Below are 17,685 nucleotides of genomic sequence, written 5' to 3'. Positions count from 1 at the left end.
AAATATTGGCATAAAAGCTGCTCAATACAAGTGATATGAAATTGGAAGTATCTTAAGGAATACCTATGTCACTTGTCGTCGATAAAAAAGAAAATTCTAAAGAATTTGTAAAAAGTACTTTATCTGAAATTTGGGTCACACGATGTCCAGTACCCACTGCAACAGGAATCTCATTAAAACGCGGCACCTTGGTCGAAAAATTTGAGCGACATGGTATTGATGTTGCGGTATTGCAAGATGCACGTAAAGGCTTGTCTGTGCATCATTTTGATCATCAGCTTCCGGCTTTATTCCGTGAGGGTGGCAATGTACCTGCTTTGGCTGCGCGTTCAGAAGGTGCCCCAAGTCGTCTGATTGGATTAACTTGGATTGATGAATGGCAAGTGATTATTGTTCGACCTGATTCAGTAATTCGTCAACCTGAAGACTTAAAAAATGCCAAAGTGGCTTTACCTGAATATGCCGATAAACGTGCAGGCAGTATTTTTAGAGCCATGTCATTACAAGGTATTCGAGGGGCTTTACAACTTGCAAATTTAAGTTTTCGTGATGTTGATTTTATTGAAGTTCCTGAGCGAGCTGAATCGAAACAAGATCGTGATGCCAGTGCCTATTGGTCAGGCCTTGATGCCTTGATTACAGGTGAGGTCGATGCCGTATATGTCAAAGGGGCATCGGCTGTTGAGGCAGCCACCAAACGTGGTTTAAAAGTCGGTATCGATTTAGATCAATTTGCAGATGTAACTTCACGTGTGAACAACGGGACACCTCGTCCTATCACGGTACATGAAGATTTATTGGAACATCACTTTGATGTCGTCGTGGATTTTCTGGAAGAGCTGTTTGATACCGCAGACTGGGCAGAAGATCATTTAGATGAAGTGCTGGTTATTCTACAAGATGAAACCATTGCGGGTGCTGAAAGTGTGGCTACAGCGTATCGTAATAATTTCCATAAATCTTTACATCCTTCATTAAGTGAAGAACGCCTTGAGCTTTTAAAACAACAAAAAGATTTTCTTTGGTTACATGGCTTCCTTGAAAAAGACGTAGATCTTGATACATGGGTCGATCATCGGCCATTACTCGAAGTTTTAAAGCGTCGCCAAAATAAACAACGTTAAAACAGGATATTTATCATGACTACACTGATTCAATCGCCACTTTCCCCTGAACTCAATGATTTTATTGAACGCAACCGTGAAAAAGCTGAATTTGCATTTGAGGTGTTCCGTGAGACGGGCACAATCACTGCCAATGGCACGGTCAATTTTGTTGAACGCGCCCCTGAGAATACCTTGGTGACCTTTAACTATGCAGGTCCTTGGTCACGAGATAAAAAAAGCAAAGTACTGGTAGAGAAACTTGATGGTGAAGTTTTATTGGGACGAAAAGGTGCTGGTGGCCGTTATAACAAACTGTTTCGTGAACATGCAGATGTCACCACAATCTCTCATGTACATGCACCGAATTTAGGTGCTTGGGCCCAAACACACCGGACCCTACCGATTCGATATGTGCCTGTTCAGCGTTTTCATTTATTTAATGAATTACCGATTTATATCGATCGCCGTCAGGCAGAAGTCGATTTCATTTTAGATCAACTCAAGATTGATATTGAGCATCGGGCTATTTTGGAAGCCAATGGCGGTGCCACAGTTTGGGGGCGTCAAGGTCTACAGGAAACTGCTGAATTTATTTTATTGCTTGAAGAAGGTGCTCAAATTCAACTGTTAGCAGAACTGGTTGGAGGAAGTCGTGAATATGGGCAAGGGGTGTTACAGCAACAGTGGAAAATGAGCGGATTGACTGAAAAAGCAAAATCACTGGGATTACTTCCACTCCATTAGAAACATGATTTAAAACAAATATAGAGAATATTATGGCTGTAAAACTTTTATGGTATCTCACCTCTCCTGATGGTCCCTATCCTTGGTTGGAGTCGGGACGCTGGGATACCGATTATGAACATTTGCAACAAATTGCAATTACCGCAGATCGTCTGGGGTTTTACGGTTCGCTCATGGGTACAAGTGAGTATGAAACACTGGCGGTTGCTGCGAGTTTAATTCCTTTTACTGAACGCCTGAAGTTTTTGGTTGCGCAGCATCCAGGCGAAGTTCAACCCGCAGTTTTAGCCAAATATGCACAAACTTTTGATGCATTTTCTCAGGGACGTTTGTTGTTTAATGTGGTCAATGGCAATGATCAGGGACTTGCCGCTTTGGGTATTCATTATTCACATGATGAACGCTATGACTTTAGTAAAGAATACTGGAGCACATTTCAACAGAATTATTTAGGCGATAAATCTGGTTTTCAGGGTGAGTTTATTCAAGTGGCTCCACGTCAAGAGGGTGCTTCACCGATGTCAAAATGGCATGGGGCAACCCAAAAACAAGGCGTACCACTGTGGGGCGTTGGCACATCAGCGAAAGGGGTACAACATTCAGTGGAATTGCTGGATGTGTATTTAAGCTTTGCCAACACACCGCCGCTGCTGGGAGAAAAATTCAGTAAGGTTGCAAAAGAAGCCGCTAAAGTTGGGCGAACTTTGCAGTATGGAACTCGCTTACAAATTATTGTTCGTGAAACCGAAGAAGAAGCGTGGCAATACGCGCAGTCTCTACTCGATAAAATTGATGTGAATTATGCGATTGAAGCAGTAAAACGTCAGCTTCCACCCAATGAAACTTTTGAAAGCTATCAAAGTAATAACCCGATTGTTCAAAAAAATTTAGAACGCTTACGTCAGGGGATATTACCTCAAGCTAAAGATTTTGAAATTTATCCAAATATTTGGACAGGGCCATCACTGTTTGGTTTTGATATCTTAAATCCCGCTGCGGGGACCGCATTGGTCGGGAGCGCTGAAAATATTGCTCAACGTATCCAAGAATATGAAAGCTACGGTACATCTGCATTTATTTTGTCGGGTTTTCCTTTAATCACTGAAGTTTACCGTGTTGCAGACTTGTTGTTTCCTCTACTTGAGCTCGATCATGGTTTTGAGTTACCGAAGTTAAAAAATCGCTCCTCTGTAGATACTCTGTTGAATCAAGAAACTGTGGTTTAAAAGGAGAATCCTATGAGTAAAATTACGCGTAGAGCATTAATTAAAAATACTGGTTTAGGTCTAGGTACGATTGCAGCAGCAAGCCTGATCGGGTGTTCTCGTTCCGATTCCTCAGCATCCAATGAAGCTGCTGCACATACAAGCCAGCATGCCACACCGCAAAAAGGTGGAGTGATCAAAATTGGGGTGATTAATGGTAATCAAGCTGGAAATTTAGATGCCCATAAGCCGATTGGAATGTCGAGTGCCTTTAGAGGTTGGCCGTTATATGCCAAATTATGGGAGTGGGGGCGAGATATTCAACCTAAATTGGCGCTTGCTGAATTTGCAGAACCCAATGAGGATGGGACTAAATGGACGATTCGGTTAAAGAAAGGGCTTGAGTTTCATCATGGTAAAACCATTACAGCCGATGATGTCATTTTCTCTTTACGTCGTTTGACCGATCCTAAACTGGCGTCTCCCTTTGCTGCTTATTTGTATTCATTACAGCGCGATGCGATTAAAAAGCGTGATGATTACACCGTTGAAATTCCATTTGCTCAAGGCAAAGGCTTAGTAGCCCTACCTGAAGCATGGATGAGTTGGGGTGGTATTGTTCCAACAGATTATGACCCAATCAAGAATGTCGTCGGGGCAGGCCCGTTTAAACTGGAAAGTTTTACCCCAGGTCAACGTTCCCGTTTCGTACGTTTTGAAAATTATTGGAAAGACAATCAGCCTTATGCAGATGCAATTGAAATTATAGATTTTAAAGACCAAACCGGGCGTCTTGCTGCTTTGCAATCAGGGCAAATTGATATTGCATCGGGTATTAGTGCTGAGCATTTATCTTTGATTCAAGCCAATAAACGACTGAATGTTGTTTCATCTGAAACAGATGCTTGGCAATCCTTTGACATGAATACCACTAAAGCACCGTTTAATGATCCTCGTGTCAGACAAGCATTTCGTTTGATTGCCAATCGGGATGATTTAGTGAAACGGGCATTGGCGGGACAAGGGCGAATTGCCAACGATCTGTATTCATTTAGTGATCCTGTTTATAACCATGAAATTCCACAGCGTAAGCAAGATTTAGCCAAAGCTAAAACACTATTAAAAGCCGCTGGTTTTGATCAAAACTTAAAAGTTGATTTATATACAGGACCAGATAGCAATGCCGCCTTGGTGTTTGCGCAACATGCAGCGCAAGCTGGCGTGATCGTAAACGTTAAACAAGTTGAAGCTGCAACATTTGCAGATGCAGTCAAACAAGATTGGGCATTGAGTACAGGTTCAAATGTTTCTCGTCCATTTTTATTGACGGTATTGCAGATTGATGGACCCGGTGCAGCCAATAACAAAACCCGTTTTAATCAAGCCCGTTTTACGGAGCTGGTGCATCACGCATTGCAACAGCCTGATCTGGAAAAACGCAAAGTTCTGGTGCATGAGGCACAGCAAATTCAGCATGAACAAGGTGGCTTACTGATTTGGGGTTTTAACAATGTTTTAGATGCACATTCTCATCAGATTGGTGGTGTAACACCTGATCGAACCGGTTTTGCAGCATGGCGAACTGATGAGTTTTGGCGTAAAGGGGAGTGATGATGACGACTCAAGCCAGCAAAATTGAAAGCTCGATTCAACATCCAGCAATCGCCAAGTCGTTTGAATTTCCTGCATGGTTACCTTGGTTTTTGACCCGTATCGTGTCAGGAATTTTAGTGATTTTTGTGATTAGTTTAATTGTATTTATCGCGACTCAAGCACTTCCATCTGACCCTGCGCGGGTTATTTTAGGACCAGAAGCACCAGAAGCTACGGTTCAAATACTGCGTGAACAATTGGGGCTGACTCAACCGATATTGGTGCAATACTGGAATTGGCTGACTCAATTATTACAAGGTAATTTTGGACGCTCAATTGATTCTAATGTACCTGTATTACAGATTATTCAAAATTATTTTGGTAATACGTTTGCTTTGAGTAGCTTGGTGGTGGCAATCACTGTACCGATTTCAGTTTTACTTGGGGTTTGGTTATCGCTACGTCGTGATAGCAAACTAGACCGAATCATTGTATCTAGCTCGATTATTTTTAAAGCAGTGCCCGGATTTGTCATTGCCATTTGGCTGATGATGTTATTTTCAACTTCGATCTTGCATGTATTACCCGCTGCATCATTGTTGATTCCTGGGCAGTCTCCGTTTAGCCAGTTAGAGTTTTTAATTTTACCCATTTTAACGTTAGCTTTATCGCTTATTCCTTATCTCATGCGTCTTGTGCGAGGCTCAATGATTGATGCCTTAGAGTCCGATTATGTCACTTCAGCACGATTACGCGGTATTCCAGAGCGTCGCATTATCTGGAAGCATGTTTTACCTAATGCTTTAGTGCCTGTGGTACAAGGCACGGCATTGACCATACGGGTTTTACTCAGTGGGGCTTTAATTATCGAGGTTGTATTTAGTTATCCCGGAATTGGCAATGCATTGAATGCAGCAATTGAAATGCGGGATATTCCTACCATTCAAGCGATTGTGTTATTGCTGACCATCTGTGTGGTGGTAGTCAATTTAATTGCAGACTTAATGACCACTTTACTCACACCGAAAATACGCACTGCAAAAAAACATAAAGCCCGCTCACCTGGTTTACGTCAGGCATTACGTTTATGGAAATCTGGCCGACCGATTACGGTAAAGCCTGTCGATCGCCGTAATGCCTTGAAGAATATCAATTCAGGAGAGGGGAAATGAGTACACTTCATTGGTATCAACATAAGTTTTTCAAAGCCTTGATTTCTGAGCGACAAGTCCGTTTTGGTTTTGTGGTGACAAGCTTAGTTTTGATATTTGCGCTTATTGGGCCAGTGCTGGTTCCTTTTGAACCAACTGCATTAGTGGGCATGACCTATGGTGCGCCTGAAGCACAGGCTTTTCTTGGCTATGACTATATTGGGCATGATGTTTGGTCTCGTGTATTAGCGGGCGGTGCTTCAATTATTTGGATGACCCTCGCTGCCAGTCTGGTGGCTTTAATTATTGGTTCCAGCTTAGGCATATTGGCTGCTTTTGCACGAGATAAAGTTGACCAGTTTGTGACTTGGCTTACCGATGTTTTTATGGCATTTCCTGATCTGATTTTAGTGCTATTAATCGTTTCGATGCTAGGGCGTGAGCCATGGCTGATTGTGCTCACAGTTTCGATTGCTTTTATTCCTGGGGTAGTACGTCTTGCACGAAGTGTTGCGCTAAATCTGGTTGAGCAAGAGTATGTAGAGGCCGCCAAAATTTTAGGTTATTCGAAAAGCTATATTTTATTCCGTGAAATCCTACCCAATATGCTGACACCCTTATTAATTCATCTTGGGGTGATGTTGACGTGGGCTGTTGGCATGTTATCTGGTCTGGCTTTTCTTGGTTATGGTATCGCACCTCCTGCAGCCGATTGGGGCCTGATGATTAATGAAAATCGTGCTGGGTTATTGGTTCAACCGTGGGCAGTATTTGCACCAGTAATTTTAATTGCTTTGTTTGCGCTGGGAACCAATGTGTTGGCTGAAGGTGTAGGGCGTGCCGCAGCGCGGATTGAGGAAAAGTAACCATGACAGAGATTTTAAAGAATACGGTATTACAGGTAAAAGACTTAACGGTGGCGTTGGTCAACACAGGCAAGCATGTGGTTTCGAATATTTCTTTTCATTTAAACGAGGGCGAAGTCCTTGGATTGGTGGGAGAAAGTGGTTCAGGTAAAACCACATTGTCGAGTGCGTTATTGGGCTATGCACGACATGGTGCCAAAATTATTCAAGGCACAATTGCGCTGGATGGACAAGATATCCTCAGTCTTGACGATCACGCCTTGCGTCAAATTCGAGGTTATAAAATCAGTCACGTTGCCCAAGATCCGGGAACGGCACTAAATCCAGCATTAACAATTGGACAGCATCTACTTGAGTTATTAGAAGTTCATCAATCACGCTTATCCAGTAGTGAAAGAAATCATAAAGTTGCTAAAATTTTAGATGAAGTGGGATTGCCTCAGGATGATGTGTTTTTAAAACGCTATCCTCATCAGCTTTCCGGCGGGCAACAACAACGGATTTTATTAGCATTGGCATTTTTGTTACAGCCTCGCTTAATTGTCTTGGATGAACCGACAACAGCATTGGATGTTACGACCCAAACTTTAGTGCTGAATATTATTCGTAAATTATGTCGCGAATATAATGTCGCAGCAATTTATGTATCACATGATTTGACTGTGGTGAAAGATATTGCAGATCGCGTAATCGTCCTGTATTCAGGCCAGATTGCAGAAGATGCTGCATTAAGCCAGTTATTTGAAACGCCAAAACATCCTTATACCCAAGGTTTACTCAATGCCATCCCCGATGTGTCGATTCGTAAATATTTATCCCCCATCGAAGGACATGCACCCTCACCGAATGACCGTCCAACAGGATGTGCTTTTGCCGCAAGATGTACTTTCGCTAGCGAATTATGTCATCAACAGCAACCGAAATTAACCCTGTTATCTCAAGCATTTGATCCACATTTTGTTGCTTGTCATCATTGGGATGAAGTGGGCGTGATCAATTTTCAAGAGCTTGATCCGCATCTGATTGAATTAAAAACAGATCAACAGGCACTGCTTAAAGTAAAACATATCAATGCTTGGTATGGCCAGCAACAAGCACTTTTCGATGTTTCTTTTCAAATACAGCGTGGAGAATGTTTGGCCTTAGTCGGGGAGTCTGGTTCAGGTAAAACCACATTGTCTAGAGTGATTGCAGGACTGAATGAAAATGCAGAAGGTCAGGTGATTTTAGCTGATGAAGTATTGTCCTTGCAGGGACAAAAACGTCAGTTAACACAACGACATAAACTGCAGTATATTTTTCAAAATCCATATAAAGCCTTGAATCCAGCGCATACCATAGGACAGACACTCACTAAAGTGGTTCAGCACTTTTTTGCTACATCTCAGCAAGAAACTCAACAAAAGGTCGTTCAGGTACTTCAACAAGTCTCGCTTCCTCCACAGGTTCAAGAACTCTACCCAAGAGATTTATCTGGCGGAGAACGGCAACGTGTAGCGATTGCACGAGCGCTGTTATGTCAGCCTGATGTTTTGATTTGCGACGAAATTACTTCTGCTTTAGATGTGTCAGTACAAGCATCTATTTTAAAACTGTTGCAACAACTGCAAAAGCAAGGCGTAACTTTACTTTTTGTGACCCATAACCTTGGGGTAGTTAGAGCAATTGCTGATCGAGTTGCCGTTTTAAAAAATGGCCATCTGGTGGAATACGGTGAAACCGATCAAGTACTGAGTCATCCGCAACATGCGTATACCAAAACTTTGCTCAAACATGCACCCAGCTTATTTAAGACTACAGCACAGCGTATCTGTGCATAAAAAACAAGAGATTTTCCGGAGTTAAAATGAACGATATTCAGCAACACAATTTTTTAGAATTGGGCAGTATAAGACATATTCAAAGTGAACAAGAAGCATTGGATATTGCCAATGCAGTAGCAAAACAACTGACTGAATTTGCTCAAGATCCTCAATATAACAAAAGTGTTCCTTATGAACAGGCCCGCTTAATTTCAGAAGCAGGTCTGACAGCGATTATTGTTCCTCAACAATTTGGTGGTTTAGGCGCAAGTATTACTACTTTGGTTAATGTGGTAAAGATCATTTCATCTGCAGATGGTGGTGTGGGGCAACTTCTACAGATTCATTTCACCATGTTTCGAGGAATTTTAACGGGTTATGAGGATGATATTCGCGATCAATTATTGCGTGATGTATTGAGTGGTAAACGTTTAGGCAATGCACTTGCAGAAGTGGGCGGAAAAGATAAATTTCAGCATAAGACTCGTGTAGAAAGAAATTCACAAGGGCAGTTAATCTTAAATGGCAGTAAATTTTATTCCACAGGCTCTTTATTGGCCGAGTGGATCTCTTTATTTGCAGGCAGTGATGATGGACCTGTTTCGATCTTGATTCATCGTGATACGCATGGGGTAGAACTGCTCGATGATTGGGATGCAATGGGGCAAAACAATAGTGTCAGTGGCACAGTCAATTTTAAAGATGTTGTTGTCGATGAACGCTATGTTGCCAAGCGCAATACTGGTGGTTTAGGGACAGTGCTACGCACAGGTTTAACTTGGCCTCAGATTTTGCATGCAGCTATGGATACAGGTATTGCTAAAGGTGCACTTGAAGGGGGGATTGATTATTTGCAACAGAATGCTCGTCCTTGGGTGGAAAGTGGCGTCGACTCCCCGACACAGGAACCGCATATCATTAAGCAAATTGGTGAGTTTGCAGTTTTGGTCCGTTCAGCAGAAGCACTTTTAGATCGCTCAGCAGCGATTTTTGAGCAGCATTTAACTAATCTGGAAGATGAAGCCTTACAAACTGAATTGATTTTATCTGTGGCTGCCACACGGAGTCAGTCAGACCATGCATCTTTGAAAATTTCCAGTGAAATCTTTGGCTTACTTGGAGCAAGCTCTACTTTTTCAAAATGGAATTTAGATCGTTTCTGGCGTAATGCACGTACGCATACCACACATGATCCGATTCGTTGGCGTTTATATCATGTTGGAAATTATTATTTAAATAATATTCCACCTGGCGAATATAACTCTGTACTTTTAAAGAAACAGGCTGAAAATGTGACCAAATTTAAGTCATAATTTGAGTTCGACAAAAATATGCTATTCGGAAACCTCATCCACAACTGTTTGAGGCAGTACTTAATCGCATATGTTTTTTCGGTGAGAAGCAGCGCTTTATACGTTGATAATAGTCAGAAGCTTTTGTATAGGCGATGCCTTAAATTTGGAAGCTGAAAAATAAAAGGTTGTCATCACGACAACCTTTTATTTTTTCGTATTGTTAAGCCACTTGTGCATGAATAGCAATGTCTTGTGCTAGCCATTCACGAACATTGATTTGAGCTGGAATAAACTTCCAGCGATAGAGAAAGTCACTAAGGTCTTGTAAGGCAATAATCGATGTTTCATCAAAATTGGTATTCAGCTTGAGATGTGCATCTGCGCCATAAGCTGCATGGACCCATTGTTCACTGCTATTACATTCTTTAGCCAGATAGCGGTGAGTTTCATCTGCATGCACATGCGCCCATTGTTCAGCTTGTAAAACCGCATCGACGATGGATTGAGCTTGTTGTGGATATTGCGATAGAAAATCTTCATCCACAGTTAGTGTTCGAGGGGTACCATTATTTGAACGTAGGATAGGGTCGGGATGTGAACCAATATCAATAATGGTATGCAGGGCAAAATCATGGGCAATTTGTGCTGCATGTGCGCCTTTTAAAAAGATGGCATCGACATCCCCTTTGATTAAAGCCACAATCTCTGCACTTGCGCTCAGTTTATTACGATTGCTAAAGAAACTCGCATCATTTTCTTCGGTATGATTTTGCTGTTGTGCCACTAATATATCAGCACGCAGACAATCCACCAGTTCCAGATCACTGACCTTAAGATTTACTGTTTTTAATGCATTTTCTAAACCGCGAATGGCTTGAGCACGAGAGAAATCGATGATGGCATCTTGATTCAGTGGGAGCCCAAAGCGTTTACCTTTTAGATCCTCAACCGTCTTAATTTGGGAATCATATCGAGTCAGCAGTAATTGGACTTCATCTGCCCAAGATAAACCGATGACTTTGGTTTTTTGTCCAGAAGCATATGCCCAAATTGCAGGAATACTGCCACCATGCCGAACTGAATTGGCAAGGGTATGGTTAAAATGTGAGTTACGAACCTCTTTTGAGTTCGATTCACGAATTGATTTAATTTCAATTTGTTGCTCAATAAATTTTTCTTTTAGCCAGCCTTTTTGAATCGAGATTCCGAGCCCTGTAGGAACTGGACAGCGTGTATACCAAAGTGTATTTAATGGTCGCGTTTGAAGTGTTGTCATTGTGACATCCTGTTGTGATTTGAATGCTTTAAAGCAATATTGATGCCATTGTTTAACTTGTTGATATTTAAAATATATTTTTAATATCTATTTTTATGATGTTGATATATCAAATATTGTTGCAATAACAACAGAGAATAAGTGCGGATGTTTTAAATCAAACATCTCATCAAACATGTTTTTTAAAAAAATAATATAAAACAGTGGATTAAAATATTTATGCCGTTGAAAAATTTGGCATAGATCTCGCAGTGAGCTATAGATCTTTAGTTGTTGTTTTATTTTTATGTTTAAAAATTATCCACTGCTGCGAAGTTTGGCCTTATATCGTTTTATGCCATTTCGCTTTGTATTGACGGCAACATTATTTGTCCTTGCCAATTTTGGCTTAGCACTACAGCAATATTCAATCGGACATGCGATTGATACGCTAAAACACAGCCAACCTGAAAGTTTATTTCAACATGCTTTTACAGATCCGTTAAATCCGTGGTTTTGGTTTATTCTACTGACGAGTATCGCTTTACTTCGTGCCATTATTCAATATTTAGCGGGTTTAAGTGCCTTGACGATTGGACAGCAATTGTTAAGTATTTTAAGAGAAAGAATCTTTAGCCAGGTCCAGCATTTAGATGTTTCATGGCACTGGAAACACGGATTAGGTGAAGTTTTATCAAGAACCACCCGAGATTCAGATAAATTAAAAGAAGCTTTAATTAATTTTTGGCGACAAGTGTTTGAATCCAGTCTAGTGGTCGCCGCAACAGTTGGATTGTTGTGTTGGTATCATCCTTGGTTGGGGATCGTCCCGCTTATTTTTATTTTTCTAGGCCTAGCTGTGCTGTTTAAACTGACCAATCAGTTGGTGGTGCTGGATCATCAAGTTGCCTATGCCTATGAAAAAGTCAGTGATACTTTGGCTGAAAGCGTCAATGGCATTCGAGTGGTCAAAGCCTTTCAACTTGAGGAAAAGCTCTTACAACGTTTTGATTCTGCAGTTGATAGCTTTATTCGTCATTCCATTCAAACCATTCGCACCAGTGCACAACGCTTACCGATTCCTCAAATGATTATTGCCTGTTCCTACTTATGGGTGATTGGGTTTGGTGGCTACTTAATTGGACAAAATCAATTACAGATTGGGCAATTTGTGGCTGCTGTACTTATGGCAAATTTATTGGTGTTTCGTATTGAAAGTATTGGACAGGTCTTACATATTTTTGCAGATGCACGTTCATCGGCAACTCGAATATGGCAAATGCTAGATGAGAAATCGGCAATTGTAGATGCTGCACATGCTTTGCCACTACAAGGGGATGCTGATGGGGATGAAGGTTTAAATATTCGACTGGAAAATGTCAGTTTTCAGGATCGAAGCACAGAAAAGTATATTTTAAAACAGTGTAATGTTGAATTCCGAGCAGGTGAAATCGTCACCATTGTGGGGAAAACTGGAGCGGGTAAAACCACACTGATGAACTTGCTCAATCGTTTTATCGATCCAACCGCAGGGCAGGTCTGGATTGGTTCAGATCAACGCGGTTGGCTCAATCTTAAAGATCTTAGTTTGGTTAACTTACGTCATATGGTTCAGATTATTCCGCAAGATAATTTCTTTTTCTCAGGAACTTTGGCGGATAACTTAAAAATAGCCAAACAGGATGCGACTGAACAGGAGATGCGAGACGCATTGCATTTGGCTTCAGCATCTGAACTGTTACAGCGACTCGATGCTGGTCTGGAGACACGAATAGGGGACAAGGGAGTCACCTTATCTGGAGGGCAAAAACAACGGATTGCACTGGCACGGTCAATTTTAAAAAACTCGCCAATCTTGGCGCTTGATGATTCAACCAGTGCTTTAGATTCCACTACAGAAAAACAGGTGTTACAGCGTTTATCAGGCTTGGCTGACAATAAAAATCAGCTCAAAAGAACCATTCTGATCAATTCAAATAAACAGACCACGATTTCTTTATCAGATCGCATTATCGTATTAGATCAGGGACAAATTCTTGCTCAAGGGAGCCACACAGAATTGCTCCAGCATTGCGTATTTTATCGGGAGTTGATGGGTTTTCAAAAAGCGCAACAGGAGATTCAAGCATGAATACCACGGTTAAAAATTTCCGTCCGCTGGCGAAAATCTCTGATCTGCAGATCGAAGAAAACTTAGCTAAAACCGCGCTACATCGCGGAATGTTAAAAAAACTCATTCCTTTGCTTTATCCGATTCGTTATTTAATTCTAGCCATGATCTCAGTAGAGATCTTACAAGTGCTGAGCATCTTTGTACGTCCATGGGCAGTCAAGTACATTTTAGATTCTGGATTTCAGCAAGTGGCTGGGAAACTGGTGTTGTATCAGCCAGTACTTTTTATAGCAATTGCTATTCTGGCATTCAGCTGGGTGTGTCGTTTTGGATTAGCGGGTATATCAAAATACTTGTCTGGAAAAGCGGCTTTAAGCGTCATTAATGATCTAAGACGTTCATTATTTCAACATATTCAAGCTTTAAATATTGGTTATTTTGATCGAACTAAAGCCGGCCGAATTATTTCACGAGCGGATCGTGATGTCGATACTTTAGAACCAGTATTGATACAAGGACCACCTGAACTACTTTCTGCGATTTTACGTTGCGGATTAGCATCTGTGCTTTTGTGGCATATCTATCCCCCATTTTTCTGGTGTTTATTTGCAACTTTGCCGATTTTATTGACAATGACTGCAATATTTAAAAAGTCATCACAACGGCATTGGGGACGGGTTGCCGAAGAACGCAGTCGATTTACTGCACATTTGGTTGAAACGGTAAATGGCGCCAAAATTATTCAGCAATTAAATTATAGTGAAACCAATCAACAGCGTTATCAGCAGCTCTTAAAAGATTTTAATGATTCTATTATTTATGGAAGTAAGCGGACCAGCTGGTTTGCCCCATTTACTGGATTGCTTTCGACAGTGGCAACCGCGGTTTTTATTGTGATTGGAAGTTATGCTTATAGTGAAGGTGTCATCAGTATTGGACAGTTTGCCGAAAGTATTTTTTACGTGTTTTTATTCTTGGCACCTTTACAGGAATTGACCGATTTATTTGAGCGTTATGCCAATGGTGCAGCGTGTGCACAACGGATATTTCTACTTTTAGATACCCAATCTAGCATTCAAGATGCACCACATGCGTTGAAATTAGGGCAACTTAACGGGCATATTCGTTTTCAGTCTGTACATTTTGCTTATACCACCAAAGCTGTTTTACAAAATTTTGATTTAGAGATCGACGCTGGAACGGTGGTTGCGATCGTAGGGCCTACAGGTCATGGTAAAAGCACGATCGTTCAGTTACTGACACGGTTTTATGAGCCTCAGCAGGGTGGGATTTTCTTAGACCGTTATCCGATACAGGATATTCATCTGGACAGTTTAAGACAAAATGTCAGTATTGTTTTACAGGACAATGTCTTGTTTAGCGGCACAATTTTAGACAATTTACGTTTAATTCAACCCGAAGCTACAGATCAACAACTGATTCAGGCGATTGAAGAACTTGGTGCAGATGATATTCTAGGACAGCTTCCTCATGGTTATTTTACTGAAGTTGGAACACTCGGAAAAAATTTAAGTCATGGGCAACGCCAACTTGTTTGTCTGGCACGTGCATATTTGGCTGATCCTAAAATTTTAATTTTAGATGAAGCGACCTCTGCAATTGATATTTATACGGAACAGAAAATCCAATATGCCCTTCGACGCTTATGTAAAAATAGAACCTGTATTGTGATCGCACATCGCTTAAGTACCATTCAAGAAGCAGACAAAATTGTGGTGATTGAGAATGGGGCTGTAGTGGAACAAGGTGCTCATGAACAACTGATTCAACAGCAACAATCTTACTATCAGTTGTATCAATCTTATTTACACAATCAACTTGTATAAGCTTATGCGCCACTAGCAAATCTGTGGTTTTATAAACATTTTTTCGAATCATTGTTTAAATATAAACAATGGTTTTTTTATTTTTAATGACAAGTTTTTGATATTCAATAATAAAAATTTTGGCATTGGCTTTGCTATATCGGTGCAGATCGTTAAGGAAGCTTATATGCGTACATATTTTTCTCAATTCATTCTTCATTCTTCTGTTTTTGCGTTCAGTACACTTACCGCCTCAATCACTTTGGCAAATGAACAAAGGCCTGTATCAGAAAAAGAGGATGTCGTGACATTGCAATCAGTTGTTGTAACGGGTTCTCGGCGAGCTATCAATAGTGCTTTAGAGGCTCCTGCTCCAGTAGACATTGTGACAGCCAAAGAACTACAAGAAACAGGGGCAGGTGATCTTGCCGCTGCATTAACACGCTTATCGCCGTCAGTGAGTTTACCAACATCACCTGCGGGTGGTTTCGGTGCATCGGTGCCGCCGAGTATTGCATTGCGAGGTTTATCTGCAGATCAAACCTTAATTTTGATCAATGGTAAACGTCGCCATACAGCGGCTTACTTCACTCGACAAGCGTATGCTGGGGGGAGAGGTGCTGCGGTAACAGATTTAAGCCTAATCCCGATTAGTGCCATTGAACGTATAGAGATTTTACGAGATGGTGCCGCAGCTCAATATGGTTCTGACGCGATCGCGGGCGTGGTTAACATTATATTGAAATCACGTGATCATGGCGGTGGCGTGAGTTATCAAATTGGAGGTTATACACAAGGGGATGGTGAACAGCATAAAATCAATCTTTGGAAAGGCTTTGAATTACCCAATGATGGTGCTTTAACTGTTGCCGTAGATTTAGGAAAGCGTGAAGCTGCAAGTAATACTGCACCAGATACGCGAACATTTTATGATGGTTCAACCCAAGCCCAATATACCGAGCAGAACACACCATTTAGAACTTGGAAATTTGGTTCTCCTGAACAAAAAGACCAAATCAATATCACTGCGAATTTAGATTTACCTTTAACTGATGAAATTGCCTTGTATGGTTTTAGTAGTTATGGGCATCGTAAGACCATCGGGGAAAATTTTTATGAACCTCCAACCACCAAAACAGTACTGAATCAATCCAGTTATTTTAAGCAACGTTATCCTGATGGACGCTCACCTTTGAGTTTAGTCAGTGTGGATGATTTTGCGACCACGTTTGGGGTTAAACAAGGCAACCAGACTTCAGGAAAATATGACCTGTATGCCACTTATGGACAAAACAAGGTCAGTACTGAACAAGGCAATGGTATTAACCCAAGTTATGGTGCAGATTCACCCTCTCATTATGATTTAGGGGAAAACATTTTTGCCCAACTCAATACAGGACTGGACTATAGTCGTGATTTTGCAATTGATGGTTTAGCCAGTCCATTGACTGTTTCGACGGGAGCGCTATACCGTTGGGAACAATATAAACAAAATGCAGGCGACCCCATTGCCTATACCCGTGGACCCTATTTTAATCCAAGTACGGCTTTAGGTACGGGTATCCCAGGTATATACGCGGGTATTACAGATCAAGACCAACGCAAAATTAGTCGAGATGTGTACGGCATTTATTTGGATCTCGAAGCCGATATTGTAAAAGATTTAAATGTTGGTGCTGCTATTCGAACAGAAAAATATTCAGACTTTGGTTCGACAACCAACGGCAAACTCTTTGCCAAATATGATATTTCTCCGCAGTTGACCCTTCGTGGATCTGTCAATACAGGTTATCGCGCACCGTCATTAGCCCAGCAAGGATACTCCGCTTATAGTGTACAAACGGTGCAAACTCCGACAGGTTGGCAAGATGTACAGCAAAGGACTTTAGTTGCGGGAAGTGAAGCGGCTTTACTGATTGGTGGAACTTCACTTAAGCCTGAGAAATCGACCAATTATTCTTTAGGTTTGGTACTCAAACCATTTATCAATACCTCTGCAACTTTAGATCTTTATCAAATCGATATTCGAAATCGTATTTTACTTTCTGACAATATTACTGGCAGCGTGATCAATAATGCTTTTGCAAATACGCCGTATGCAAATATTGCCAATGTGGCGTTTTTTAATAATTTATTAGATACGCAAACACGTGGTTTGGAGTTCGCGTTAAAACATGATCTTGATCTTGAACAATATGGCAAGTTAAAGCTGAATTTAGGCTTGGCTTATCATAAAAATAAAATCACTGACAGCCGAGACTCAATCACTGCAAAAGGTGAGCGAATTCCAGTCTCTAGTATTGCTGGTCGAAATACCCAAAGCCTAATTGAATCTACAGCGCCAAAAACCAAATTAGCATTGGGGGCACTTTGGTCAAATCAAGCGTGGAGTATCAATGCCGCAGTCCGTCGTTATGATAAATGGACCACTTTAAATAATACCAATACTTCATTGGATCAGACCTTTGATCCGCAATGGATTGCTGATTTGGACTTTGGCTACAAAGCAGATGCGTGGGTAAAAGGGCTAAAATTCAATCTGGGCGCAAATAATTTATTTAACAGTTACCCAGACAAAGCCAAAGACTCATCTGTAGGGAACATCGTCAAATACAGTTTTAATGCGCCAGAAGGTGCCTTTGGAACGTATTTATATGGCCGTGTAAGTTACGACTTTTAAATTAAAAAATAAATTTTTAAAGCAGTTTTTAAATAGGTTTCAAGGTCAT

12 protein-coding genes are annotated in these 17,685 nt (G+C 41.1%); 11 read left to right on the top strand and 1 reads right to left on the bottom strand.

From position 1 onward, the window contains the following. The first annotated feature begins 65 nt into the window (after positions 1–65). Genes MTO68_RS17765 through MTO68_RS17730 form a run of 8 tightly spaced genes read left to right on the top strand, consistent with a single transcriptional unit; the run spans position 66 to position 9,780 of the window. Complete coding sequence (locus MTO68_RS17765) at positions 66–1,124, top strand: ABC transporter substrate-binding protein (RefSeq protein WP_244013687.1); 1,059 nt, start codon at positions 66–68, stop codon at positions 1,122–1,124. Positions 1,125–1,139: 15 nt separating this feature from the next. After that, the gene (locus MTO68_RS17760; RefSeq protein WP_004717530.1) at positions 1,140–1,850 is read left to right on the top strand and encodes a class II aldolase/adducin family protein; all 711 of its coding nucleotides are present in this window, start codon (positions 1,140–1,142) and stop codon (positions 1,848–1,850) included. 32 nt (positions 1,851–1,882) lie between these two features. Then, positions 1,883–3,076, top strand: a complete 1,194-nt coding sequence (locus MTO68_RS17755; RefSeq protein WP_244013685.1) for an LLM class flavin-dependent oxidoreductase — start codon at positions 1,883–1,885, stop codon at positions 3,074–3,076. A gap of 12 nt (positions 3,077–3,088) precedes the next feature. Further along, positions 3,089–4,666: an ABC transporter substrate-binding protein gene (locus MTO68_RS17750; protein ID WP_244013683.1), complete on the top strand. Its 1,578-nt coding sequence runs from the start codon at positions 3,089–3,091 to the stop codon at positions 4,664–4,666. A gap of 2 nt (positions 4,667–4,668) precedes the next feature. Continuing rightward, positions 4,669–5,820 carry an ABC transporter permease gene (locus MTO68_RS17745; protein ID WP_244015996.1) on the top strand — a complete coding sequence of 384 codons (1,152 nt, stop codon included), beginning with the start codon at positions 4,669–4,671 and terminating at the stop codon, positions 5,818–5,820. Beyond that, the gene (locus tag MTO68_RS17740; protein WP_244013681.1) at positions 5,817–6,665 is read left to right on the top strand and encodes an ABC transporter permease; all 849 of its coding nucleotides are present in this window, start codon (positions 5,817–5,819) and stop codon (positions 6,663–6,665) included. Before MTO68_RS17745 ends, MTO68_RS17740 begins: the two co-directional genes overlap by 4 nt. A gap of 2 nt (positions 6,666–6,667) precedes the next feature. Continuing rightward, positions 6,668–8,485, top strand: coding sequence for an ABC transporter ATP-binding protein (locus MTO68_RS17735; protein ID WP_244013679.1), 1,818 nt, complete (start codon positions 6,668–6,670; stop codon positions 8,483–8,485). A gap of 26 nt (positions 8,486–8,511) precedes the next feature. Beyond that, positions 8,512–9,780 (top strand): acyl-CoA dehydrogenase family protein, encoded by a 1,269-nt coding sequence (locus tag MTO68_RS17730; RefSeq protein ID WP_244013677.1) that lies wholly within the window; start codon positions 8,512–8,514, stop codon positions 9,778–9,780. Positions 9,781–9,982: 202 nt separating this feature from the next. Here MTO68_RS17730 and MTO68_RS17725 read toward each other — a convergent pair whose 3' ends face one another. Beyond that, on the bottom strand, positions 9,983–11,038 hold the full coding sequence (locus MTO68_RS17725; protein WP_244013676.1) for an ABC transporter substrate-binding protein: 1,056 nt from the start codon (positions 11,036–11,038) through the stop codon (positions 9,983–9,985). Between the two features lie 286 nt (positions 11,039–11,324). Between MTO68_RS17725 and MTO68_RS17720 the strand changes: the two genes are divergently transcribed. From MTO68_RS17720 to MTO68_RS17705, 3 genes are all read left to right on the top strand, one after another. Beyond that, complete coding sequence (locus MTO68_RS17720) at positions 11,325–13,148, top strand: ABC transporter ATP-binding protein (RefSeq protein WP_244013674.1); 1,824 nt, start codon at positions 11,325–11,327, stop codon at positions 13,146–13,148. Then, positions 13,145–14,977, top strand: a complete 1,833-nt coding sequence (locus MTO68_RS17715; protein WP_151802296.1) for an ABC transporter ATP-binding protein — start codon at positions 13,145–13,147, stop codon at positions 14,975–14,977. Before MTO68_RS17720 ends, MTO68_RS17715 begins: the two co-directional genes overlap by 4 nt. 166 nt (positions 14,978–15,143) lie before the next feature. Then, a complete protein-coding gene (locus tag MTO68_RS17705; RefSeq protein ID WP_244013670.1) occupies positions 15,144–17,636 on the top strand; it encodes a TonB-dependent receptor in 2,493 nt (830 codons plus the stop codon). The last annotated feature ends 49 nt before the right edge of the window (positions 17,637–17,685 follow it).

Origin of the sequence: Acinetobacter sp. NyZ410 (genome assembly GCF_022828975.1) — a bacterium.
Taxonomy (GTDB): Bacteria; Pseudomonadota; Gammaproteobacteria; order Pseudomonadales; family Moraxellaceae; genus Acinetobacter; species Acinetobacter guillouiae.
The sequence above is the reverse complement of the archived record's forward strand: the minus strand, read 5'-3'. Positions and strand labels throughout refer to the sequence as shown.

Excerpts from the sequence above, each read along its gene's own strand:
- MTO68_RS17720 (WP_244013674.1), top strand. The coding sequence starts at position 11,325 with ATGTTTAAAAATTATCCACTGCTGCGAAGTTTGGCCTTATATCGTTTT.
- MTO68_RS17760 (WP_004717530.1), top strand. The coding sequence starts at position 1,140 with ATGACTACACTGATTCAATCGCCACTTTCCCCTGAACTCAATGATTTT.
- MTO68_RS17745 (WP_244015996.1), top strand. The coding sequence starts at position 4,669 with ATGACGACTCAAGCCAGCAAAATTGAAAGCTCGATTCAACATCCAGCA.
- MTO68_RS17755 (WP_244013685.1), top strand. The coding sequence starts at position 1,883 with ATGGCTGTAAAACTTTTATGGTATCTCACCTCTCCTGATGGTCCCTAT.
- MTO68_RS17735 (WP_244013679.1), top strand. The coding sequence starts at position 6,668 with ATGACAGAGATTTTAAAGAATACGGTATTACAGGTAAAAGACTTAACG.
- MTO68_RS17740 (WP_244013681.1), top strand. The coding sequence starts at position 5,817 with ATGAGTACACTTCATTGGTATCAACATAAGTTTTTCAAAGCCTTGATT.
- MTO68_RS17725 (WP_244013676.1), bottom strand. The coding sequence starts at position 11,038 with ATGACAACACTTCAAACGCGACCATTAAATACACTTTGGTATACACGC.
- MTO68_RS17705 (WP_244013670.1), top strand. The coding sequence starts at position 15,144 with ATGCGTACATATTTTTCTCAATTCATTCTTCATTCTTCTGTTTTTGCG.
- MTO68_RS17715 (WP_151802296.1), top strand. The coding sequence starts at position 13,145 with ATGAATACCACGGTTAAAAATTTCCGTCCGCTGGCGAAAATCTCTGAT.
- MTO68_RS17765 (WP_244013687.1), top strand. The coding sequence starts at position 66 with ATGTCACTTGTCGTCGATAAAAAAGAAAATTCTAAAGAATTTGTAAAA.
- MTO68_RS17750 (WP_244013683.1), top strand. The coding sequence starts at position 3,089 with ATGAGTAAAATTACGCGTAGAGCATTAATTAAAAATACTGGTTTAGGT.
- MTO68_RS17730 (WP_244013677.1), top strand. The coding sequence starts at position 8,512 with ATGAACGATATTCAGCAACACAATTTTTTAGAATTGGGCAGTATAAGA.